The following is a 23,061-nucleotide window of genomic DNA, read 5'->3' on the forward strand; positions in this document are numbered from 1 at the left end:
CAGGACGGCTGCTGCACACGTAGTCCGCTGGCGGTATCTATGTATCGCCAGCGGATCCCTTGAAGGCACGAAACTGCTCCGGCACACCAAGCCTTCAGGAGCCCTTTCTGTCATGACATCACCTTCCGGAGCGGATGCCCGCGCATCCGCCCTTCTGCAGCACTTCACACTCGACAACGGCCTCAAGGTCTACCTGCGCGAAGACCACCGCGCACCGCTGGCCTGCGCGCAGTTGTGGTATCACGTGGGCGCCAGCGATGAGCCTGTCGGCCTGTCCGGCCTCTCGCACATGCTGGAGCACATGCTGTTCGAGGGCAGCAGCAAGCTCGCCGCCGGCCAGTACTCCCGCCTGATCAGCCGCCTGGGCGGCACTGCCAACGCCTTCACCGGGCCCGACGCGACCTTCTTCCTGGCGACCCTGCCGGTTTCCCGCCTGGAGATCGCCCTGGAGGCCATGGCCGACACCCTGTCGAGCGCCACGCTCGATGAAGCCCTGTTCACCCGTGAACTGGCGGTGGTCATGTCCGAGCGCCGCTTGCGAGTCGACAACCTGGCAATCGGCCTGGCTGCCGAGCGCCATACGGCGCTCGCCCATGGCGACAGCGGCTATTCCATTCCGCTGATCGGGCATCATGCAGACCTCGAGCGAATGACCACCAGTGCCTTGCGCCAGTGGCACCGGCAGTGGTACGGCCCGAACAATGCGAGCCTTGTGGTGGTCGCCGACATGACCCTGGAACGCTTGAAAGCCATGGTCGAGGAGCACTTCAGCGCCATCGAGAGCCAGCAGTTGCCGGAGCGCACCCGCCCCTTGGCGCCAGCCAAGCTTGCTCGCCGCGAGCAGACGCTGGTCGAGCCGGGCCTGCAAGACGGCCTGATGATGAGCTTCAACACACCCAGCCTGGCCACCGCGTCCGACCCTGCGCATGCCCATGCATTGCGCCTGGCCTGCCACCTGCTCACCGAAGGCAACAGTTCCCGCATCGTTCGCCAGCTGGTGAACGAGGAGCAGACCCTGCTCAGCACCTATTCCAAGTACGATCACCTCACCCGGGGTGACACCTTGTGGTCATGCTTCGCCTATGTTGCGCCAACGGTCACACCCCAGGCCGCAGGCGAACAGCTACTGCTGCAGATCGAACGGCTGCGCACCACGCCTGCCACGGAACAGGAAATCAGCCGGGCCAAGACACGCTTGCTCGCTGGCCTGGTCTTCAAGCGCGACGATATCGAACTGCAGGCAACGACCATCGGCGAGGCGGCCGCCAGCACCCTGGACCCGCGCCTTCTGGACCAGGAACGCAACGACATCGAACGTATCACCCCTGAACAGATTCAACAGGCAGCCCAGAGCTGGCTGACGCCTGAACGCATGACCCTGACCTACCTGCAACGCAAGGAGCAAACCCATGAATGATGCCACCGCAAACGCGTCGAACCCCACCGAGGCTGGCATCATTCCTGAACAGTTCAGCTCGACCCGCAACCTCGACCTGAACCACATCGAACAGGTGCGCAAGCACGTCCAGCATTGGAACACCCAGTCCGGAACCCCCGTCTGGTTCGTGCCAAGTCACGAGCTGGCGCTGGTCGACCTGGTGCTCGAGTTCAAGGCCGGGCGCGCGCTGGACGGCGATCAGCCTGGCTTGTCCGCCTTGACCCTGTACACGCTGGATGAAGGCCTCCAGACCATGGAGGCCGGCCAGTTCAATGAAAGCCTGGAGCGGCTCGGGGTCAGCTTCGACAAGCGCCTGAGCACCGACTATGTAACCCTGAGCCTGCGCACCCTGGCCAGCGAGGCAGTGCTTGAACCCGCAGTCGACCTGATCCTCGCCATGCTGGCTCAACCTGCGCTGAGCGACGCAAGCGTGGAAAAGATCAGGCAACAATTGCAGGCGTTACGCGCAAGAACAGACGCATCACCCGTCACCCGGGCGCGCAACGAAGCCTTCCGGCAACTGTTCAAGGGCCATCCCTATGCCAACGCGTTGACACCCACACAGGCCGGGCTGGACGCCGTCACGGCTGAAGAGGTCAGGGCATTCCATGCGCGCGCCTATTCGGCCAACAACGTGCGCATTTCGATGGTTGGCGACCTGTCCCGTGCACAGGCCGACGCCATGGCCGAGCGGATCAGCCAGGCATTGGCACAAGCTTGGGCGGCGATAGACCCACCACCACTGCCGGTGGCGGCGCCGGAAACCCTCCATGTGCAAGCGGCTGGCGTGAACGCTGCCATCATACTGGCGGTTCCCCAACCGATCCTGCGGCGCGAACCGCTGTACCCGGCCCTCATGCTTGCCAACCAGATTCTTGGTGTCGGCCTCGAATCGCGCCTGATGCAGGCACTGCGCCGTGAGCGTGGGTTGACCTACGATGTGAGATCCACGCTGATATCCCTGCAAGCGGGAGGCGTGCTTGCCCTCGAATGGCAGGTCGCTGCGCACTACAACGCAGCCTCGCAAGCGTTGGTGATCGATCTGCTCAAGCAGTTCATCGACCAGGGTCCCACCGATGCCGAGCTGGCCCTGGCCCGACAGCAATTGGCTGGCAAGCATCTGCGCGAAGTCGCGCGCAACCAATCGCTGAGCCAGCTGCTGGCGCAACTGGGCAGGCACGACCTGGAGGACGATCACCTGTCCACGTATGTCGACCGCTTGATCGGCGTCAGTGCCCAGGACGTACGCCTGGCCCTGCAACAGCTGGACCTGGATGCCGTTGTCGCGGTGAGTGTCGGCCCGACGAAGCCGCAGGAGCCTTTGCCCGAGCCGGCCCCCCTCGCCTCGTAGGGCACATACAGTGGCGGTGTTTCATGGCACTCTAGGCCTGCACACCAAGAGTCGCCCAGCATGCCCAGCCCCACCGCCACCTTCCGCCCGGCCACCGGCCTGTCCAACCCCCACCTGCAAACCTTGTGGGGGCCGCTGTGGCGCAAGCTCCCCAACTTGCAACGCCACCGCGAACGCCTGTGGCTGGCCGACGGCGACTTCCTCGACCTCGACTGGCACGGCCCACACCAGCCGGCAGCACCGCTGGTGCTGGTGCTGCACGGGCTGACCGGGTCATCCAGCTCCCCCTACGTCAAAGGCCTGCAGCAGGCCTTGCAGGCACGCGGCTGGGCCAGCGTCGCGGTGAACTGGCGCGGCTGTTCCGGCGAGCCCAACCTGCTGGCGCGCAGCTACCACTCCGGCGCCAGCGAAGACCTGGCCGAGATCATCCGCCACCTGCGCGCGCAACGGCCGCTGGCGCCGCTGTATGCGGTGGGCTATTCACTGGGCGGCAATGTGCTGCTCAAGTACCTGGGGGAAAGCGGCACTGCCAGCCAACTGGAAGCAGCAGTGGCGGTCTCGGTGCCGTTTCGCCTGGACCAGTGCGCCGACCGCATCGGCCTGGGGTTCTCCAAGCTCTACCAGGCGCATTTCATGCGCGAAATGCTGGCCTACGTGCAGGACAAGCAGCGGCATTTCCGCGCCCACGGCCAGCATGACCGGCTGGCCGAGATCGAGCGCCTGGGTTCACTGCGCAACCTGCGCACGTTCTGGGATTTCGACGGCAAGGTCACCGCGCCGCTCAACGGTTTCGACGGTGTCCACGACTACTACCGGCGCGCCTCCAGCCGCTACTACCTGGGTGAAAACCGCACGCCGACGCTGATCATTCACGCCAGTGACGACCCGTTCGTGTTCGACCACAGCCTGCCGAGTGCCAGCGAGCTGGCGCCGCAGACCCAGTTCGAGCTGCATGCCCGCGGCGGGCATGTGGGGTTTGTCGAGGGCAGCCTGCGCAACCCGGGGTATTACCTGGAGCGGCGGATTCCGCAGTGGCTGGTGGACGGCGGTTAGACCCGCGACACGCTCATCGCCGGCAAGCCGGCTTGCACCCTGAAGCTTGCACGTCACCTGTAGGAGCGGCCTTGTGCCGCGAAAGGGCTGCGCAGCAGCCCCAGCAATTTATGCGGGAACGCAAAAACCTGGGGCCGGTCCGGCGCCCCGGCGAGGCCGCTCCTACAAAAAACTGAGCAAGACAGTTGCTCCCGCAGGGGCAGTGCACGCGGCCGATGGGAGCCGGCTTGCCTGCGGTGAAGACGACTTCAGTCGCCCGTCGCGACACCGCGCTGCGGGTCGTTGATCCACTCGCTCCACGACCCCGCATACAAGCGCCCCAGCGGATACCCCGCCAGCGCCAGCGCGAACAGGTTGTGGCAGGCCGTCACCCCCGACCCGCAATACGCCACCAGTTGCTCCGGCGCCCGCGTGCCCAGCTTTTCGGCAAACCGCTGCTTGAGCTGCGCAGCGGGCAGGAAGCGCCCATCAGCCCCGAGGTTGTCGGTGAACGCCGCGCACTGCGCGCCCGGAATATGCCCGGCCACCGGGTCGATCGGCTCCACTTCGCCACGAAAACGCGGCAACCCACGGGCATCCACCAGGGTCATCGCGGGGTCACCCAACCGTTTGGCCAGGTGCTGGGCATCGATCAGCAGCGTCATGTCCGGCTCACCGCTGAAGGCGCCCTCGCGGCGCGCGGGCGGGTCCAGGCTCAGCGGCAGGTGCGCCGCGTGCCAGGCCTTGAGGCCACCATCGAGGATGAACACCGCGTCACGCTTGCCCAGCCAGGCCAGCAGCCACCAGGCACGGGCGGCGAAGGCACCGGGGCCGTCGTCGTACAGCACCACCTGGCTGTCATTGTCCACGCCCCACTCGCGCAGGCGCTCGACCAACCGCTGTGGGTCCGGCAACGGATGGCGCCCGGTACGCCCCTTGACCACTGGCCCGCTCAGGTCACGCTCGAGATCGGCGAAGTGCGCCCCGGCGATATGCCCCTCGGCGTAGCTGCGTTGACCGTAGTCGACATCCTCCAGGGCGAAGCGACAATCGAGGATCACCAGGCCCGGCGCGTCCAGGCGGTCGGCCAGCTGCTGCGGGGTGATCAGTTGCGCTAGGGGCATGACAATCTCCTGATGAAAGGTTCGAAAGCCCGGGTTCAGTGCTCCAGGGCCTGGTTGAACGGAATGTGGAACTCGCCGCACAGCGCCTCCACCTCGGTGCGCGAACCAGGGGTGACGAACCCCAGCTCCAGCACCAGCACCTGATAGACACCGCGCATGAAGGCTTCTTCACCCATATGTGCCGAGTGCTCGCGGGTGGTGCTGAGAAAGCGCACCCATGACGTCAGCACGATCCAGGCATTGATAGTCAGCGACTCGATCTGCGCGGCGTCCATGGCCAGGATGCCGGCCTCGACGAAACCGCGGTAGATCGCCTGGCCCTGTTGCAGGCAGCGGCGGGAAAAGCGTCGGTAGCGGGCGGCCAGCTCCGGGTCACTGTCGAGCAGGTGTTCCAGGTCGCGGTGCAGGAAACGGTAGTTCCACATCGCCGCCAGTAGCGCCTTCAAGTAGAAGCGCTTGTCCTCGACGGTGGAGATACGCCCCTGGGGCGGGCGCAGGAAGCTGTCGACCAGTTCTTCGTACTGGCTGAACAACAGGGCGATGATCGCCTGCTTGTTGGGGAAGTGGTAGTACAAGTTGCCGGGCGAGATCTCCATGTGCGCGGCAATGTGGTTGGTGCTGACGCTGCGCTCGCCCTGCTGGTTGAACAGCTCCAGGCTGCTCTGCACGATGCGTTCTCGGGTCTTGATGCGCGGGGCCATGCTCAGCTCCAGTCTCCAGGCCTACAGGTGTCAGGGCATCTTACGGGCTATTGCCCACCGGCGTCAGGGCACGGCAGCGGAAATGTCCGCTGATCTGGCAGATAAATCACTCACCCAAAACGGAATTAGAGTATAGGCTCTATTCACTTCTTCCCACGGGTGCCTACGCCATGACCTCGATCACCATGCCGCCTCCTGTCTCCAGCGACCTCGATCTGGACGCGGTGTTCTCTGCCCAGCGCCAGGCATTCGCGGACAACCCCATGCCCCCGGCGGCCCAGCGCCGGCAATGGCTAAAGCACCTGCGCGAGGCCCTGGTGAGCGAGCAGGAAACGCTGATCGCGGCCATCGACAGCGACTTTTCCGGGCGCAGCCGCGACGAGACTCTGATCGGTGAGCTGCTGTCTTCGGTACAGGGCCTGCGCGATGCCGAGCGTCACCTGCAACGCTGGATGCGCCCGTCGCGGCGCAAGGTGGGGCTGGCCTTCCAGCCCGCCAGCGCCAAGGTGCTGTACCAGCCGCTGGGGGTGGTAGGGGTGATCGTGCCGTGGAACTACCCCTTGTTCCTCGCCATCGGCCCCATGACCGGTGCACTGGCTGCCGGCAACCGGGTGATGCTCAAGCTCAGCGAGGCCACCCCAGCCACGGGCCTGGCGCTCAAGGCGCTGCTGGAGCGGGTGTTCCCCGCCGACCTGGTCAGCGTGGTGCTCGGCGAAGTGGAGGTCGGCCAGGCATTCGCCCGCCTGCCGTTCGACCACCTGCTGTTCACCGGCGCCACCAGCGTCGGCCGCCACGTGATGGCGGCGGCGGCGCAAAACCTCACCCCGGTCACCCTGGAGTTGGGCGGCAAGTCGCCGGCCATCGTCTCGGCCGAGGTGCCACTGGACGCCGCCGCCGAACGCATCGCCTTCGGCAAGACCTTCAACGCCGGGCAGACCTGCGTCGCCCCCGACTACGTGCTGGTGCCCCGCGAACGCCTGGAGGCCTTCGCCGACGCCTACCAGCGCGCGGTGCAGCGGATGTTCCCGCGCCTGGCCGACAACCCCGACTACAGCGCGATCATCAACCAGCGCCAGTTCGAACGCCTGGAACGCCTGCTGGTCGACGCCCGTGAGCGCGGCGCCCAGGTGCGCGACCTCTACCCCGGCGAACCGCGCCAGGGCCGGCGCCTGCCGCCCCACCTGTTGCTGGCGGTGAACGACAGCATGCAGGTGATGCAGGACGAGATCTTCGGCCCGCTGCTGCCGCTGGTGCCCTACGACCACCTCGACGACGCCCTGGCCTACGTCAACCAGCGCCCCCGCCCGCTGGCGCTGTATTACTTCGGCTACGACCGCGCCGAGCAGGCCCGGGTATTGCGCGACACCCACTCCGGCGGCGTGTGCCTCAACGACACCTTGCTGCACGTGGCCCAGGACGACCTGCCGTTTGGCGGCATCGGCCCGTCGGGCATGGGCCACTACCATGGCCACGAAGGTTTCCAGACCTTCAGCAAGGCCAAAGCGGTGCTGACCAAGCAGCGCTTCAATGCCGCCCGGGTGATCTACCCGCCTTACGGCAAGGCCTTGCAGCGCCTGGTCTACAAACTGTTCATCCGCTGAGCGAGGGGCCGCTCGTATGCATCGTCGCGAGCTGCTCAGGTTCAGCCTGGGCGCCACCGTGTTCCTCGGTACCGCCAGCCTGGTGGGCTGTTCGCAGCAGACACCGTCGTCGGGTTACCAGGTGCTGCGCGAAAGCGATCTGCCGCTGTTGCGGGCGCTTATCCCCGTGGTGCTGGCCGGCACTCAAGCCACTGAAGCAGGGGTGCTGGAAACCCTCGACGGCAAGCTGGCGGCGCTGTCGCCGGCCATGCTCAAGCTCACCCGGCAGTTATTCGATGTACTGACGCTGCCACTGACACGGGGGCCGCTGACCGGCATCTGGGGCAGCTGGAGCACGGCCAGCGAGGCGCAGTTGCAGGCCTTCCTGGAGCGCTGGCGCACCAGTTCGCTGAACCTGCTGCGCCAGGGCCATAGCTCGTTGCTGCAATTGCTGTCGATGGCCTGGTACGAACGCCCCGAAGCCTGGGCCGCCTGCGGCTACCCCGGGCCACCGAGAATAAACCCGTAGACCACCAATATCCGTGCGGGAGCAACTGCCTTGTGTTGACGGTGCCACTCATTCGAAGGCAAGCCGGCGCCTACGTGTCCGGTAGGAGCCAGCCTTGCTGGCGAACCAGTCACCGCGATGGAGGGCACCGGCTACACCGGTGTTCGCCGGCAAGCCGGCTCCTACAGCATCTTGCGCATGACCGCTGCTCCCACAGGATTCGCTGCTGAAGGAAACCACCCCATGCCCGTCCCAGACCCGTTTCGCCAAGGCCTCGAGCGAGGCTGGATCACCCACGACGCCTCGCGCCTGGAGCACGACCTGACCCTCGAAGCCGATGTCGCGGTGATCGGCAGCGGCGCGGGCGGCGCCACCACGGCCGAAGCGCTGAGCGCCGCCGGCTTGAAGGTGCTGCTGATCGAGGAAGGCCCGCTCAAGACCAGCAGCGACTTCCACCTGCTGGAGCACCAGGCCTACGCCGACCTCTACCAGGAGGGGCTGGGGCGGATGAGCAAGGACGGCGCCATCACCATCCTCCAGGGCCGTGCGGTGGGAGGCACCACGCTGGTCAACTGGACCTCGAGTTTCCGCACGCCGCACCAGACCCTCGCGCACTGGGCCAAGGAGCACGCGGTCAAGGGCCTGGGCAGCGACGCCCTGGCCCCCTGGTTCGAGCGTATCGAACAGCGCCTGGGCATCGCCCCCTGGGCCATGCCGCCGAACGCCAACAACGACGTGCTGCGCCGTGGCTGCGAAGCGCTCGGCCACCGCTGGGCGGTGATCCCGCGCAACGTACGCGGCTGCTGGAACCTGGGCTACTGCGGCATGGGCTGCCCGGTCAACGCCAAGCAGTCGATGCTGGTCACCAGCATCCCCGCCACCCTGGAAAAGGGCGGCGAGCTGCTCTACCTGGCCCGTGCGCAGCGATTCGAGCACAACGGCCAGCGCATCGAACACCTGCAGTGCCAAGCCCTCGACACCCGCGGCGTTGCCCCCACCGGCCGCCAGATCCAGGTGCGCGCCCGCCACTACGTGCTGGCCGGGGGCGGCATCAACAGCCCGGCCCTGCTGCTGCGCTCCGACGCACCCGACCCGCACCAGCGCCTGGGCAAACGCACCTTCCTGCACCTGGTCAACTTCAGCGCCGCCCGCTTCGAAGAAAAGATCGACCCCTACTATGGCGCACCGCAGTCGATCTACAGCGACCAGTTCCAGTGGCAGGACGGCGTGACCGGGCCGGTCGGCTACAAGCTCGAAGTGCCACCGCTGCATCCGGCCCTGGCCAGCACCCTGCTCGGCGGCCATGGCCAGGACAATGCCCAGCGCATGGCCGAGCTGCCACATACCCATGTGATGCTGGCGCTGCTGCGCGACGGCTTCCACCCCGACAGCCCTGGCGGCCAGGTGGAGCTGCGCGGCGACGGCTCGCCGGTGCTCGACTACCCCCTGACCGACTACCTGCGCGACGGCCTGCGCCGGGCCTGGCACAGCATGGCGCAGATCCAGTTCGCCGCCGGTGCCCAACAGGTGATGCCGTTACATGGCGACGCACGCCCTGCGGCAAACGCCGAACAGGCGGCGGCGATGATCGACGCCCTGCCTTTGGAGCTGTTCCGCATGCGCCTGGGCAGCGCCCACGTCATGGGCGGCTGCGCCCTCGGCGAAGACCCGCGCCAGGCGGTGTGCGACAGCCTGGGCCGGCATCACCAGCTGGAAAACCTGTCGATCCACGACGGCTCGCTGTTCCCCACCAGCATCGGCGCCAACCCGCAGCTGTCGGTGTACGCCCTGGCCGCCCGGCTCAGCGACGCCCTGGTTGGCCGCCTGGCACCCGGCGCATGACAGCCCCTGTGCGCCCTGTCTATAGTGCCATCAGCCGGCCGCGCGACTTGGCCGGGGCGCGGTCGCTGCGCTACCATCCGACTCCCCAACGCACTCCAGCCAGGATGACGCGATGAACCGAGTGTTGTACCCGGGTACTTTCGACCCCATTACCAAAGGCCATGGCGACTTGGTCGAGCGCGCCTCGCGGCTGTTCGATCACGTGATCATCGCCGTGGCGGCCAGCCCGAAGAAAAACCCCCTGTTCCCGCTGGAACAACGGGTGGCGCTGGCCCGCGAGGTCACCCAGCACCTGCCCAATGTCGAGGTCATCGGCTTCTCTTCGCTGCTGGCGCACTTCGCCAAGGAGCAGAACGCCAATGTGTTCCTGCGGGGCCTGCGCGCGGTTTCGGACTTCGAGTACGAGTTCCAGCTGGCCAACATGAACCGCCAGCTGGCACCCGACGTCGAGAGCCTGTTCCTCACCCCGTCCGAGCGCTATTCGTTCATTTCTTCGACGTTGGTCCGGGAAATTGCCGCGTTGGGCGGCGATATCAGCAAATTCGTCCACCCGGCGGTGGCCGACGCCCTGACCGAACGCTTTCGCAAGTAAGCAGCAGGGGCATGCTGTCGCGCCCGCGTGCACTGCGGGCGCGAATCCGGCACAATTGCGCCCATCGCTTTGAAACATGCCCGGGCCTGACGCCCCGGCCGGAGTCCCCATGTCCCTGATCATCACCGACGACTGCATCAACTGCGACGTCTGCGAACCCGAGTGCCCGAACGAAGCCATTTCGCAGGGCGAAGAGATCTACGTGATCGACCCGAACCTGTGCACCCAGTGCGTGGGTCATTACGACGAGCCGCAGTGCCAGCAGGTTTGCCCGGTCGACTGCATCCCGCTGGATGAAGCCCACCCGGAAACCGAAGATGAGCTGATGGCCAAGTACCGCCGGATCACCGGCAAGGCCTGATGCCGTTCGTCACCGCGTTGCGCCCGGCACTGCTTGGCACCGTCCTGGCGCTGCTGGCCACTGCTGCCCAGGCTGATGGCCCAGGCCGCGCCGCCATCGCCAGCCCGCACAACGAGGCCACCGCCGCCGCCCGGGAGATTCTCCAGCACGGCGGCAACGCCTTCGATGCCGCCGTGGCCATCGGCGCCGCGCTGGCGGTGGTCGAGCCCTATGGCTCGGGCCTGGGTGGCGGTGGCTTCTTCCTCCTGCGCGAAAGCGGCGACAGCCCACGCTACCGTTTTCTCGACGCCCGTGAGCGCGCGCCTGCCGCCGCCCGGGCGGACATGTACCTGAAGGACGGCAAGGTCCAGCCCGGCCTGTCGATCAACGGCCCGCTGGCCGCCGCCATCCCCGGCCTGCCCCAGGCCCTGGCCGACCTGGCCGCCACCCACGGCAAGCTGCCGCTCAAGGACAGCCTGGCCCCGGCCATTCGCCTGGCCAACCAGGGCTTTGCCGTCGACCGCATCTACCGCGACCGCGCCACCATGCGCCTGAGCGCCCTGCGCGACGACCCGGAGAGCGCCCGGCTGTTCCTCGCCGCCAATGACGTCCCGGCCCTGGGCACGGTGATCCGCCAGCCTGAACTGGCCGCGACCCTGCGCAACATGGCCGAGCATGGCCGCGACGGGTTCTACCGTGGGCCAATGGCCCAGCGCCTGGTCGATGGGGTGCGCCAGGCGGGCGGTATCTGGACCCTCGACGACCTGGCCGGCTACCGCACCGCCTGGCGCGAGCCGCTGCGCTATCGGCTGGCCGACCAGCGCGAGCTGATCAGCAGCCCGCCACCCTCGGCCGGCGGCATCGCCCTGGCCCAGAGCCTGGCCATGCTGCAGCGCCTGCCCTGGCAAAGCGCCGAGCCCGTACAGCGCAGCCACTACGTGATCGAAGTGCTGCGCCGCGCCTACCGCGACCGTGGCCTGCTGGGCGACCCGGACTATGTGAGCAACCCGGTCAACCGCCTGCTGGCGCGCCAGTACCTGACCGGGCTGGCCGACAGCATCGACGTGCACCAGGCCACCCCCAGCAGCGCCCTGCCGCCCTCGCCCGCCTGGCGCGAAGGTGACCACACCACCCACTTCACGGTGATCGACGCAAACGGCAACGCGGTGTCCGCCACGCTGTCGGTCAACCTGCCGTTCGGCGCCGCCTTCAGCGTGCCTGGCAGCGGCGTGGTGCTGAACAACGAAATGGACGACTTCGCCGCCGACCCCGGCGGCAGCAACAGCTATGGCCTGGCCGGCAGCCAGGCCAACGCGGTGGCGGCGGGCAAGCGGCCGCTGTCGAGCATGAGCCCGACCTTTATCGAAAGCCCGAGTCAGTTCGCCAGTTTCGGCACGCCCGGTGGCAGCCGTATTCCGAGCATGGTGCTGCTGTCGGTGCTGGGCTTCCTGGAAGGCCGGCCCGTGGCCGAATGGCCGGCGACGCCGCGTTACCACCACCAGTACCTGCCGGATGTGGTGGAGCATGAGCCGGGGACGTTCAGCGATGCGCAGAAGGCCACGCTGCAGGCGCGCGGGTATCAGCTGAAGGATGTGGGGCGTCACTACGGCAATCAGCAGGTGCTGTATTGGGACAAGGCTGGCGGGACGGTCGAGGCGGCCAGTGATCCACGGGGTGTGGGCGAGGCGGTGATTGTCAACTGAACGGCTGTCGCCTGCTCCGGCCCTATCGCCGGCAAGCCGGCTCCCACAATTTACAGCGCAGCTCCCTGTGGGAGCCGGCTTGCCGGCGATAGGGCCGCACAGCGGCCCCTCCAAGGGTCAACGCTGGCATTTGGGACAGAACACACTCGCCCGCTGCCCCAGCTTCACCTCACGCAATTCGCTGCCGCACACCTTGCACGGCTGCCCACCGCGCCCGTAAACGAACAGCTCCTGCTGGAAATACCCCGGCTGCCCATCGCCGCCAATGAAATCGCGCAAGGTCGTACCGCCCTGCTCGATCGCCGCCGCCAGCACCCGCTTGATCTCGATCGCCAAGCGCAGGTAGCGCGCCCGGGAAATCCCGCCGGCCTCGCGCCGTGGGTCGATCCCGGCGGCGAACAGCGCCTCGGTCGCGTAGATGTTGCCCACCCCCACCACCACTGCGTTGTCCATGATGAACGGCTTGACCGCCATCGACCGGCCCCGCGACAGCTGGAACAGCCGCTCGCCGTCGAACAGGTCGGTCAGCGGCTCCGGCCCCAGGCGCAGCAGCAGTTCGTGGTTGAGCGGGTCGAGGCTCCAGAGCATGCAGCCGAACCGCCGCGGGTCGGTGTAGCGCAGCATCAGCCCCGACTCCAGCTCGATGTCCACATGCTCATGCTTGGCCGCCGGCAGGCCCAGTTCGACCAGGCGCAGGTTGCCCGACATGCCCAGGTGGCTGATCAGCGTGCCGACCTCGGCGTTGATCAACAGGTACTTCGCCCGCCGCTCGACGCTGACGATGCGTTGCCCCGACAGGCGCACGTCGAGGTCTTCGGGGATCGGCCAGCGCAGGCGCCGGTCGCGCACCACCACGCGGCTGACCCGCTGGCCCTCCAGGTGCGGCGCGATACCGCGCCGGGTGGTTTCGACCTCTGGCAATTCCGGCATGGTTCAGCGCCCGCCCAGTTCGCGAATGTCCTGCTTGAGCTGCTCGAAGTCGTATTCCGACAGCCCGATGTATTCCAGCACCAGCGGCCCGACCATATTCCACTCGTGGTCGACACTCTGGTTGCCCAGCACACGGTAAGAGGCGCAGATGTGCTCGGACATCTTCAGCACCGCCAGCAGGTTCTTCAGCTGGGTCTTGGTGTTGCACGAGGACTCGTCGCGGAACACCGCCAGGGCGTTGTGGTGGTTGGCGATGGCCGCGCTGATGTGTTCCGGCAGGCGCCACGACTTGGCGGTGAAGTAACCGACCACCGAGTGGTTGGTGTTGAACACGCGGTTCTCGGTATCCACCACGCGGATCTCGTCGTTGGCCTTGGCGTAGGACTCCTCCAGCACTTCCATGTAGTTGGGGAAGCGCTTGTGCATCAGCGGCACGCCGCAATCATGGAACAGGCCCAGGGTATACGCCTCGTCCACCGCCTGGATGCCGGTGCGCTTGGCCAAGGTGAGGCAGGTCATGGCCACGTCCTGGGCGGTGTCCCAGAAGGGGTTGAGGGTGACGATGGTCTCGTCGCTCATTTCACCCTTGATCGACTGGGCGTTGATCAGGTTGATGATCGAGCGGCTGCCCAGCAGGTTCACCGCGCGCTGGATCGAACCGATCTTGTTCGACAGCCCGAACTGCGCCGAGTTGACCAGCTTGAGCAGGGCGCCGGCCAGGCCGGGGTCTTGGGAGATCAGCTTGGCGATGGTTTCCAGGTCCGGGTCGGGCATGTACTGCTCGAACTGCAGGTCGACCATGATCTGCGGTTGCGGCGGGATGGTGATGCCTTGCAAGGCTTGCTGGATCTGTTCGGCGGTGAGTTCCTGGGACATGCGTGCTTACTCCATGGGGACCGGGGGATTCTAAACCCTGCAGTACAGCTCGGGGCACTGTTTTGCCATTCACGGCCCTGTTCGCCGGCAAGCCGGCTCCTACGGGCGATCGCATTCCCCTGTAGGAACCGGCTTGCCGGCGAACACGGCCCGCGCTTTGTCGCGCCCCACACCGAACACTGGGCCGACGCGGTATACTCCCGCTCTTTTTTCCCGGAGCGACGTCATGTCCCTGCCCAGCCTTCGCCTCAAAGCCAACGCCGACCGCCGCCTGCGCGCCGGCCACCTGTGGGTCTACAGCAATGAAGTCGACGTTGCCGCGACCCCACTGCAAGGCCTGAAGGCCGGCCAGCAGGCCATCCTCGAAGCCGCCAACGGCAAGCCCCTGGGCGTGGTGGCCATGAGCCCGAACAACCTGATCTGCGCCCGCCTGCTGTCGCGCGACGCAAAGCTGCCGCTGGACAAGTCGCTGCTGGTACATCGCCTGAACGTGGCCCTGTCGCTGCGCGAGCGGCTGTTCGACAAGCCCTGCTACCGCCTGGTGTACGGCGACTCCGACCTGCTGCCGGGCCTGGTGGTCGACCGCTTCTTCGACGTGCTTGTCGTGCAGCTGGCCTCGGCCACCATGGAAGCGCACAAGGACGAAGTGATCGCCGCCCTGGTGCAGGTGCTCAAGCCCAGCGGCATCCTGTTCAAGAACGATTCCGCCGCCCGTGATGCCGAAGGCCTGGAGCGCTACGTCGACACCGTCTACGGCGAAGTGCCGGACTGGGTCGCCCTGGAAGAGAACGGCGTCAAGTTCGAAGCCCCGGTGCGTGACGGCCAGAAGACCGGCTGGTTCTACGACCACCGCATGAACCGCGCGCGCCTGGCGCCCTACGTCAAAGGCAAGCGCGTACTCGACCTGTTCAGCTACATCGGTGGCTGGGGCGTGCAGGCCGGCGCGTTCGGCGCCAGCGAAGTGTTCTGCGTGGACGCCTCGGGCTTCGCCCTGGATGGTGTCGAGCGCAACGCCGCGCTGAACGGCATCAGCGAGAAAGTGACCTGCATCGAAGGTGATGTGTTCGAGGCCCTGCGCGAGCTCAAAGCCGCCGAAGAGCGTTTCGACGTGATCATTGCCGACCCACCCGCCTTCATCAAGCGCAAGAAAGACCTGAAGAACGGCGAGGCCGCCTACCGCCGCCTCAACGAACAGGCCATGCGCATGCTGAGCAAGGACGGCATCCTGGTCAGCGCCTCGTGCTCGATGCACCTGCCCGAGGACGACCTGCACAACATCCTGCTGACCAGCGCCCGCCACCTGGACCGCAACCTGCAACTGCTCGAACGTGGCGGCCAGGGCCCGGACCACCCGGTGCACCCAGCGATCGCCGAGACCCGCTACATCAAGAGCATTACCTGCCGGTTGCTGCCCAACAGCTAAGTGCGGCGGCCTGACAAGCCAGCTCCCGCAGGTACAGCGCAGGCCTTGAGGTTGGCGTGGTTGGTGTGGGAGCAACTGTCTTGTTCTGCTGTTCTGCTGTTCTGTAGGAGCGGCCTTGTGTCGCGAAAGGGGGCGCAGCGCCCCCAGGTTCTCGAGTACGCCCAAGATCGCCGGGGCCGCTCTGCGGCCCTTTCGCGACACAAGGCCGCTCCTACAGGTGACGTGCAAACTTCAGGGTGGGAGCCGGCTTGCCGGCGATGGGCTGCACCGCAGCCCCTGTTACCGCCTGAAGTCCTGCATCAACTCCTGCCCATCGATGCTCAAGGTCTTGTAGCGCGGGGTAACCAGCTTCACCGCCCCCTCGCGAATGCTGTTGGCCAACCCATCCAGGTTGTCCATGTTGCCGCTCAAACTCCCCACTTCACGCCATCCCTGGTTATCCCAGGTGAGCACGAACAGGCGCGACGCATAAGTGTGCCGGGGGATCATCAGCACTTCGTTGTGCCCGTCGCCGTCCAGGTCGACCGCCCACAGGTAGCACCCCTTGCCACCACACTGGCTTTCGGCCAGGGTCGAGTCGGCCAGGGCTTCGCTGCTGGACTGCACCGGCCCCAGCCACTCCAGTTTTGGCCCGCGTTCGACGGCCGCTGCCGGCCGCCGCACTTCCTCAAGCGTCGCCAGCAGTTGCGCACGCCCTGGCGCATCGAGCAACTCATCCGTCTGCAGCCGTTTTTCCAGCTGCTCGAAGGCGTCACGCCCCGGCTGGCCCAGGTTGTGGTACAGGGTTCGCGCATCGAAGTCGCCCACCTTCGTGCGCCCGCTGACCAGGCGTTCGATCTGGTTTTTCGCACTCAGCGCCTGTGGGGCGAGCAACGGCGTGTAGAACAGCACCACCAGCACCGCGCTCAGCAGAGCGATCCACGGGTTGCTCACCCGCAGGCTGTTCAGCCAGCCCTGGCGCGACGCCAGCACCGCCCAGACCGCCGCCAGGCCGTGGGCCAGCATCACCCCCACCAGCAACAGCGCCAGGATGCGCGATGGCGTCAGCCCGTACTGGTCGATGCGCATCCAGCTCGCATAGGCCGCCAGGCCCACCAGCACCGGCAGGCACAGCAGGCTGGCGTTTACCAGGCGCTTGAGCGCAACGGGGTAGACGCTGCCCTGATGCCCCTCCTGGAACACACCATTGACCAGGAACAGATTGATGGTCGCCAGTGCCAGCAGCAGGGTCGTCGAATAGCCGGTGTCCCACACCGGCTGCAGCCCGGTGAACGGCAGCGTCAGGGTGAACAGCACGGTAATCAGCGCGCCGAGTGGCAGCAGGAAGCGGCACAGCGTCAGCAGGATGCCGCGCAGCAGGCCGATGACCTTCTCGTTCTCCCGGCCCATACGCACACCCAAGGAGAACACCACCGGCAGCACCAGCCAGAGGAACACCGGCGACTCCACCGCCTCCTTCACCTGCGGGATACCGAGCATCCGGAACAGCAGCGCACACAGCCACAGCAGTTGCCAGAACAGACCCGTCAGCAACTGCGCCAGGAACAGGATGAACACATTGTTCCAGGCATGCCGGAACAGGTCTTCGTAGCGCGGCCGCAGCCCTTCGCGGGTTGGCCAGGCAAGGATGAACGCGGTGCCGATATAGCCCAGCACCACCGCCGCCAGGCACCAGGTCAGCTGCAGCCAGCCCTTGGGTTCGGCGGCGAACAGCCAGGCGCTGATCCCGCCGATCAACAGGCTCAGGCCCAGCACCAGCCAGCCGGTGCCGCGCTGGCGCACCGCACTGCCGAGCAATTGCAGGTTGAGGCCCGCCACCACCACCGTGGCGCACACGGCCACCGACAGGCCGAAGCCGAGCACTTCACCGCGCCCCAGCACGGTGGCGAGCAATACCAGGCCCTGGAACAGGCCGATGACAACGTAATACAACAACGAGCGGGTGGGCGCCGGCATGGCAAATCCTTTTGGCCAGTGGGGTACGAAGCGCGCCAGTCTACCGAACCCTGCGCAAACGATGCCAAGGCCTTTACCGTGCGGGCTGGGCCGACTGCCAATTATCACAACGGCATTCCCTCGCAGGCGCGGCGGTGTAGAATCGGGCCTATTCATCGCCAGACATCCCCGGCGGGTTTATGAGCTCTGGTCGAGCCTGCGGCGATCCCGCGTGGTCTTCGGCCCCCATCCTTGCCAGCGGCAACCGGCCTTCGGCGTTTCAGGACAAGAGAAGCTCACTCCCTATTTACGTGACGTGATTTAGCCGCCAGGAGCGCTCCATGCCTGATTACCGTTCCAAGACCTCCACCCACGGCCGCAACATGGCCGGCGCCCGCGCCCTGTGGCGCGCCACCGGGATGAAGGATGATGACTTCAAGAAACCGATCATCGCCATCGCCAACTCGTTCACCCAGTTCGTCCCGGGGCACGTGCACCTGAAGGACCTGGGCCAGCTGGTCGCCCGCGAGATCGAACGCGCCGGTGGCGTGGCCAAAGAGTTCAACACCATCGCCGTGGATGACGGCATCGCCATGGGCCACGACGGCATGCTGTACTCGCTGCCCAGCCGTGAGATCATCGCCGACGCCGTCGAATATATGGTCAACGCCCACTGCGCCGACGCCATCGTCTGCATCTCCAACTGCGACAAGATCACCCCCGGCATGCTGATGGCCGCCCTGCGCCTGAACATCCCGGTGATCTTCGTTTCCGGCGGCCCGATGGAAGCCGGCAAGACCAAGCTGGCCAGCCACGGCCTGGACCTGGTCGACGCCATGGTCATCGCCGCCGACTCCACCGCCTCCGACGAAAAAGTCGCCGAGTACGAGCGCAGCGCCTGCCCAACCTGCGGTTCGTGCTCCGGCATGTTCACCGCCAACTCGATGAACTGCCTGACCGAAGCGCTGGGCCTGGCCCTGCCGGGCAACGGCTCGACCCTCGCTACGCACTCCGACCGCGAGCAGCTGTTCCTCACCGCCGGCCGTACCATCGTCGAGCTGTGCAAGCGTTACTACGGCGAGAACGACGAGTCTGTGCTGCCGCGCAGCATCGCCAACTTCAAGGCGTTCGAGAACGCCATGATGCTCGACATCGCCATGGGCGGCTCGACCAACACCATCCTGCACCTGCTGGCCGCCGCCCAGGAAGGCGAGGTGGACTTCGACCTGCGCGACATCGATCGCCTGTCGCGCAAGGTGCCGCAGCTGTGCAAGGTGGCGCCGAACATCCAGAAGTACCACATGGAAGACGTGCACCGCGCCGGCGGCATCTTCAGCATCCTCGGCTCGCTGGCCCGTGGCGGCCTGCTGCACACCGACCTGCCCACCGTGCACAGCGCCAGCATGGAAGAAGCCATCGCCAAGTGGGACATCACCCAGACCGATGACGAAGCCGTGCACACCTTCTTCAAGGCAGGCCCGGCCGGCATCCCGACGCAGACCGCGTTCAGCCAGTCGACCCGCTGGGAAACCCTGGACGACGACCGCGAGAACGGCTGCATCCGCAGCTTCGAGCACGCCTATTCGCAAGAGGGCGGCCTGGCCGTGCTGTACGGCAACATCGCCCTGGACGGCTGCGTGGTGAAGACCGCCGGCGTGGATGAGTCGATCCACGTATTCGAAGGCACCGCGAAGATCTTCGAAAGCCAGGACAGCGCCGTGCGCGGCATCCTCGCCGACGAAGTGAAGGCCGGCGACATCGTCATCATCCGCTACGAAGGCCCGAAAGGCGGCCCGGGCATGCAGGAGATGCTGTACCCGACCTCGTACCTGAAGTCCAAAGGCCTGGGCAAGGCCTGCGCCCTGCTCACCGACGGCCGCTTCTCCGGCGGCACTTCAGGCCTGTCGATCGGCCACGCCTCGCCGGAAGCCGCCGCAGGCGGCGCCATCGGCCTGGTGCAGGACGGTGACAAGGTGCTGATCGACATCCCCAACCGCTCGATCAACCTGCTGGTCAGTGATGAAGAGCTGGCCGCGCGTCGCGTGGAGCAGGACAAGAAGGGCTGGAAACCGGTCGAAGTGCGCCCACGCAAGGTGACCACCGCGCTGAAGGCCTACGCCCTGCTGGCTACGAGTGCCGACAAGGGTGCAGTGCGTAACAAGGCGATGCTTGAAGGGCTGTGAGGCCTTGATGGCATAAAAAAACCGGCGCCTTGTGCGCCGGTTTTTTTATGCCTGTAGAGCCTCATCGCCGGCAAGCCGGCTCCTACAGGGTTATCACAGGCCTTGATATCGCACTGTACCTGTGGGAGCCGGCTTGCCGGCGATGAGGCCGGAACAGGCAACCCACCTGTTACTGAATCTGCTCCGGCGTCACGATCACCCAGTTCTTGTCCGCCGTCACCGGCAACCCCTCTTTGGCCTGCGCCGCCGCATGCTTGGCGATCATGCCGTTCAGCTGGTCCATGTACTTGGCCTTGCGGTTGATCCACAGGTGGATGCCACCCTTGCCCACATCGACGCTGTGGAACTGCATGTAGCCGTCGCTGGTTGGCGTGTCGCCGCCCACCAGCACCGGCTTCTTCCACTCATCGATATAGGTCAGGATCGCCGCCTGCTTGCCCGCCATCCAGGTCGCCGGGGTCCACAGGTAGGGGGTCAGTTCCAGGCCCTCGTTGGCCTTGGCCTCATAGTGCCCGGCCGTGATCTGCTTGCGCGCGGTAGTCAGCTGGCCCGTGGCGCGGTCCTTGAGCAGCAGGCTGACGCCGATCACGTTCTCCGGTTTGACGTTGTAGCCGTACTTCGGGTCGGAGGCGACCATGCGCACCAGCTCTTCCGAGGCGGCGGAGATCACATAGACCTCGATACCGTTCTCCATCAGCTTGTTGTACAGCTCGGCCTGGCCGGTGAAGACCTTGGGCGGCTGCACCTCGATCTGCTTGACCTGGTCGCCTTCGTAGTAAGTGCTGGGGATTGGCTTGCCCGAGGTCATCAACTCGTCGACCTGCTGCTTCAGCTCCTTGAGGGTGAAGCCCGAGAACACCTGGGCCACCCACGGGTAGCAGACCATGTCGTCGATCTCGCACAGCCGGTAGTAGTAGCTGAACAGGCTCTCCTTGTGCTCGGCGGTGTCCTTGAACGGGATCAGCTTGAGCGAGGGATCGAGCTTGTCGCGGGTCAGCAGGCCCTTGTTCTCCATGAACGGCAGCAGCGACTCTTCGAGGTCGTAGCGGTAACTGGTGTTGTCCATGTCGAACACCGCGTAGTTACCCTTGTTGGCGTTGGCGGCGATCATCGCGTCCAGCTTGCTGGCCGCCTCGGCGGGCCAATGCTTGAGTTCGGTGGCCGCCCAGCTGCTGGCGCTGAGCAACAGGACCAGACCGCCGGCAAGCAGTTTCGGAGCAGACATCATGTGCAGTTCTCCCAAAGACGTGGCCGCTCAACCCTAGACCCGTTTTGTGACAACCAGACGCTCGGCACCGACCCCGACACAGCCGCAAGCGCCATGCCGCTTGCCAATAACGACATGCCGTTATTCCAAAAACGACTATACAAATTACTTTTAGGTATAAATTCGTTTGTTTTCAGGCTGTTAGCATTTCGGTTCGCAATCGCTCACCAGAGGCGATGCCTCTTTCGCTTTTCCTGGAGCTTCAATGAACCTGCCGCTGTCTCTCAACCTGCTGGCGTTCCTGGCCCTGCTGCTGGGCCTGGCGCAAACCCGCCGCACCGACTGGAGCCTGGCCAAGAAAGTCCTGCTGGGCCTGGCCCTGGGCGTGGGCTTCGGCCTGGCCCTGCACACCGTCTACGGCGCCGGCCACCCGGTGCTCAAGGCGACCATCGCCTGGCTCGACCTGGTCGGCAACGGCTATGTCGGCCTGTTGCAGATGATCGTCATGCCGCTGATCTTCGCCTCGATCCTCAGCGCCGTGGCCCGCTTGCACAATGCCTCGAGCCTGGGCCGCATCAGTGTGCTGAGCATCGGCACCCTGCTGCTGACCACCGCCATCGCCGCGCTGATCGGCATCGCCCTGACCAACCTGTTTGGCCTGAGCGCCGAGGGCCTGGTGGCCGGGGTGCAGGAAAGCGCGCGGTTGCAGGCGATCCACAGTGACTACGCGGGCAAGGTCGCCGACCTCAACATCCCGCAGTTGCTGCTGTCGTTCGTCCCCAGCAACCCGGTGGCCGACCTGGCACGGGCCAAGCCGACCTCGATCATCAGCGTGGTGATCTTCGCCGTGTTCCTGGGCCTGGCCGCCTTGCAACTGATCAAGGACGACAAGGACAAGGGCGAACGCGCGCTGTCGGCCATCGATGTGCTGCAAGCCTGGGTGATGCGCCTGGTGCGCCTGGTGATGAAGCTCACCCCCTATGGCGTGTTGGCACTGATGACCAAGGTGGTGGCCAGCTCCAACCTCGAGGACATCCTCAAGCTGGGCAGCTTCGTGGTGGTGTCGTACATCGGCCTGGGCCTGATGTTCGTGGTGCACGGGGTGATCCTGGCGCTGACCGGCGTCAGCCCGCTGCGCTTCTTCCGCAAAGTGTGGCCGGTGCTGACCTTCGCCTTCACCAGCCGCTCCAGCGCCGCCAGCATCCCGCTGAACATCGAGGCGCAAACCCAGCGCCTGGGCGTACCGCAGTCGATTGCCAGCTTCAGCGCCTCGTTCGGCGCCACCATCGGCCAGAACGGCTGCGCCGGCCTGTACCCGGCGATGCTGGCGGTGATGGTCGCCCCGGCGGTGGGCATCGACACCTTCGACCCGCTGTGGATCGCCACCCTGGTGGCCATCGTCACCCTCAGCTCGGCCGGCGTTGCCGGTGTCGGTGGTGGCGCGACCTTCGCCGCGTTGATCGTGCTGCCGGCCATGGGCCTGCCAGTGGAGCTGGTGGCGCTGTTGATCTCGGTGGAACCGCTGATCGACATGGGCCGCACGGCGTTGAACGTGAATGGCTCGATGACCGCGGGCGTGGTGACCAGCCAGCTGCTCAAGCAGACCGACCAGCAGGTGCTGGGCGGGGATAAGCATGCCCAACTGAGTCATTCCTGAGAGATTGCTGGGGGCGCTTTGCGCCCCTTTCGCGACACAAGGCCGCTCCTACAAGTGAACGCGATCCCCTGTAGGAGCGGCCTTGTGTCGCGAAAGGGCTGCGAAGCAGCCCCGGCTATCTCAGATCCTTTCCAAAACCTCGAAATGATACTCAGGCCCTTTAGCTTCGGGAGGCTGCGGGGTTCTCGACGCCAAGTTCCACTGTTCCATAGCGAATTCCGGGAACAACGCGTCCCCTTCACCAGAGTAATCCACCTGCGTCAGGTACATCCGACTGACAAGCCCCTTCTCCAAGGCTTGCCTATACAATTGTGCCCCGCCGATGAGCATCAGCTCTTCGACGCCTTGGCCACGCGCCCATTCGCTTGCACGGATCAACGCGTCTTCAAGAGAAGGGAAAACTTCTGCGCCGTCAAGCTCAAGATTCGCTTGTCTGCTCACTACTATGTTCAAACGACCTGGCAAGGCACGACCTAGCGAGTCCCAAGTTTTACGACCCATGATGATGGGTTTGCCCATGGTTTGAGACTTGAAATACTTAAAATCCCCAGGCAAGTGCCAAGGCATCTGGTTACGTATGCCGATTACTCTATTGGTGCCAACGGCAGCAATCAGGCAGAGAGGAATTGGTGTCTTCAT

19 protein-coding genes are annotated in these 23,061 nt (G+C 65.7%); 12 read left to right on the plus strand and 7 right to left on the minus strand.

Translation table 11 applies throughout. The features are described 5' to 3' along the window. Window positions 1-112: 112 nt before the first annotated feature. The 3 genes from IX761_RS10950 to IX761_RS10960 are packed head-to-tail and all read left to right on the plus strand — an operon-like array spanning window position 113 to window position 3,842. Window positions 113-1,417 carry a M16 family metallopeptidase gene (locus tag IX761_RS10950; RefSeq protein ID WP_194789608.1) on the plus strand — a complete coding sequence of 435 codons (1,305 nt, stop codon included), beginning with the start codon at window positions 113-115 and terminating at the stop codon, window positions 1,415-1,417. After that, complete coding sequence (locus IX761_RS10955; RefSeq protein ID WP_194789609.1) at window positions 1,410-2,789, plus strand: M16 family metallopeptidase; 1,380 nt, start codon at window positions 1,410-1,412, stop codon at window positions 2,787-2,789. Before IX761_RS10950 ends, IX761_RS10955 begins: the two co-directional genes overlap by 8 nt. A 60-nt stretch (window positions 2,790-2,849) precedes the next feature. Then, on the plus strand, window positions 2,850-3,842 hold the full coding sequence (locus tag IX761_RS10960) for a hydrolase (protein ID WP_194789610.1): 993 nt from the start codon (window positions 2,850-2,852) through the stop codon (window positions 3,840-3,842). Between the two features lie 248 nt (window positions 3,843-4,090). Here IX761_RS10960 and IX761_RS10965 read toward each other — a convergent pair whose 3' ends face one another. After that, window positions 4,091-4,945 (minus strand): sulfurtransferase, encoded by an 855-nt coding sequence (locus tag IX761_RS10965; RefSeq protein WP_194789611.1) that lies wholly within the window; start codon window positions 4,943-4,945, stop codon window positions 4,091-4,093. A 35-nt stretch (window positions 4,946-4,980) separates the two neighbouring features. After that, window positions 4,981-5,646, minus strand: a complete 666-nt coding sequence (locus tag IX761_RS10970) for a TetR/AcrR family transcriptional regulator (protein WP_194789612.1) — start codon at window positions 5,644-5,646, stop codon at window positions 4,981-4,983. A gap of 170 nt (window positions 5,647-5,816) precedes the next feature. Here IX761_RS10970 and IX761_RS10975 point away from each other — a divergent pair, with 170 nt between their 5' ends. The 6 genes from IX761_RS10975 (at window position 5,817) to ggt (ending at window position 12,211) form a co-directional block, all read left to right on the plus strand. Then, entirely contained in the window at window positions 5,817-7,247 is a 1,431-nt protein-coding gene (locus tag IX761_RS10975) for a coniferyl aldehyde dehydrogenase (RefSeq protein ID WP_194789613.1), read from the plus strand. Between the two features lie 16 nt (window positions 7,248-7,263). Continuing rightward, window positions 7,264-7,755: a twin-arginine translocation pathway signal protein gene (locus IX761_RS10980; RefSeq protein WP_194789614.1), complete on the plus strand. Its 492-nt coding sequence runs from the start codon at window positions 7,264-7,266 to the stop codon at window positions 7,753-7,755. 222 nt (window positions 7,756-7,977) lie between these two features. Then, window positions 7,978-9,576, plus strand: a complete 1,599-nt coding sequence (locus tag IX761_RS10985; RefSeq protein ID WP_194789615.1) for a GMC family oxidoreductase — start codon at window positions 7,978-7,980, stop codon at window positions 9,574-9,576. A 112-nt stretch (window positions 9,577-9,688) separates the two neighbouring features. After that, window positions 9,689-10,168 (plus strand): pantetheine-phosphate adenylyltransferase, encoded by a 480-nt coding sequence (coaD, locus tag IX761_RS10990; RefSeq protein ID WP_194789616.1) that lies wholly within the window; start codon window positions 9,689-9,691, stop codon window positions 10,166-10,168. Between the two features lie 109 nt (window positions 10,169-10,277). Further along, window positions 10,278-10,529: a YfhL family 4Fe-4S dicluster ferredoxin gene (locus IX761_RS10995; RefSeq protein ID WP_008095804.1), complete on the plus strand. Its 252-nt coding sequence runs from the start codon at window positions 10,278-10,280 to the stop codon at window positions 10,527-10,529. Then, window positions 10,529-12,211, plus strand: coding sequence for a gamma-glutamyltransferase (gene ggt / locus IX761_RS11000; RefSeq protein WP_194789617.1), 1,683 nt, complete (start codon window positions 10,529-10,531; stop codon window positions 12,209-12,211). Before IX761_RS10995 ends, ggt begins: the two co-directional genes overlap by 1 nt. Window positions 12,212-12,328: 117 nt before the next feature. Here the strand turns inward: ggt and mutM are convergent, their stop codons facing one another. Further along, entirely contained in the window at window positions 12,329-13,141 is an 813-nt protein-coding gene (mutM, locus tag IX761_RS11005) for a bifunctional DNA-formamidopyrimidine glycosylase/DNA-(apurinic or apyrimidinic site) lyase (protein ID WP_194789618.1), read from the minus strand. Window positions 13,142-13,144: 3 nt separating this feature from the next. After that, window positions 13,145-13,963, minus strand: coding sequence for an HDOD domain-containing protein (locus tag IX761_RS11010; RefSeq protein WP_194789744.1), 819 nt, complete (start codon window positions 13,961-13,963; stop codon window positions 13,145-13,147). A 280-nt stretch (window positions 13,964-14,243) separates the two neighbouring features. On the opposite strand from IX761_RS11010, the gene IX761_RS11015 reads away from it, so the two are divergent. Beyond that, a complete protein-coding gene (locus IX761_RS11015) occupies window positions 14,244-15,440 on the plus strand; it encodes a class I SAM-dependent rRNA methyltransferase (RefSeq protein WP_194789619.1) in 1,197 nt (398 codons plus the stop codon). A 279-nt stretch (window positions 15,441-15,719) separates the two neighbouring features. On the opposite strand, the gene IX761_RS11020 is transcribed toward IX761_RS11015, so the two are convergent. Beyond that, a complete protein-coding gene (locus tag IX761_RS11020) occupies window positions 15,720-17,396 on the minus strand; it encodes a DUF4153 domain-containing protein (RefSeq protein WP_194789620.1) in 1,677 nt (558 codons plus the stop codon). A gap of 320 nt (window positions 17,397-17,716) precedes the next feature. Here IX761_RS11020 and ilvD point away from each other — a divergent pair, with 320 nt between their 5' ends. Next, window positions 17,717-19,558, plus strand: coding sequence for a dihydroxy-acid dehydratase (gene ilvD, locus IX761_RS11025; protein WP_194789621.1), 1,842 nt, complete (start codon window positions 17,717-17,719; stop codon window positions 19,556-19,558). A gap of 169 nt (window positions 19,559-19,727) precedes the next feature. On the opposite strand, the gene IX761_RS11030 is transcribed toward ilvD, so the two are convergent. Further along, complete coding sequence (locus IX761_RS11030; protein ID WP_228533465.1) at window positions 19,728-20,783, minus strand: haloacid dehalogenase-like hydrolase; 1,056 nt, start codon at window positions 20,781-20,783, stop codon at window positions 19,728-19,730. A gap of 247 nt (window positions 20,784-21,030) precedes the next feature. On the opposite strand from IX761_RS11030, the gene IX761_RS11035 reads away from it, so the two are divergent. Beyond that, on the plus strand, window positions 21,031-22,422 hold the full coding sequence (locus IX761_RS11035) for an L-cystine transporter (RefSeq protein ID WP_194789623.1): 1,392 nt from the start codon (window positions 21,031-21,033) through the stop codon (window positions 22,420-22,422). Window positions 22,423-22,542: 120 nt separating this feature from the next. On the opposite strand, the gene IX761_RS11040 is transcribed toward IX761_RS11035, so the two are convergent. Next, the gene (locus IX761_RS11040) at window positions 22,543-23,061 is read right to left on the minus strand and encodes a dihydrofolate reductase (RefSeq protein ID WP_194789745.1); all 519 of its coding nucleotides are present in this window, start codon (window positions 23,059-23,061) and stop codon (window positions 22,543-22,545) included.

Origin of the sequence: Pseudomonas sp. UFMG81, assembly GCF_015354575.1 — a bacterium.
Classification (GTDB): domain Bacteria; phylum Pseudomonadota; class Gammaproteobacteria; order Pseudomonadales; family Pseudomonadaceae; genus Aquipseudomonas.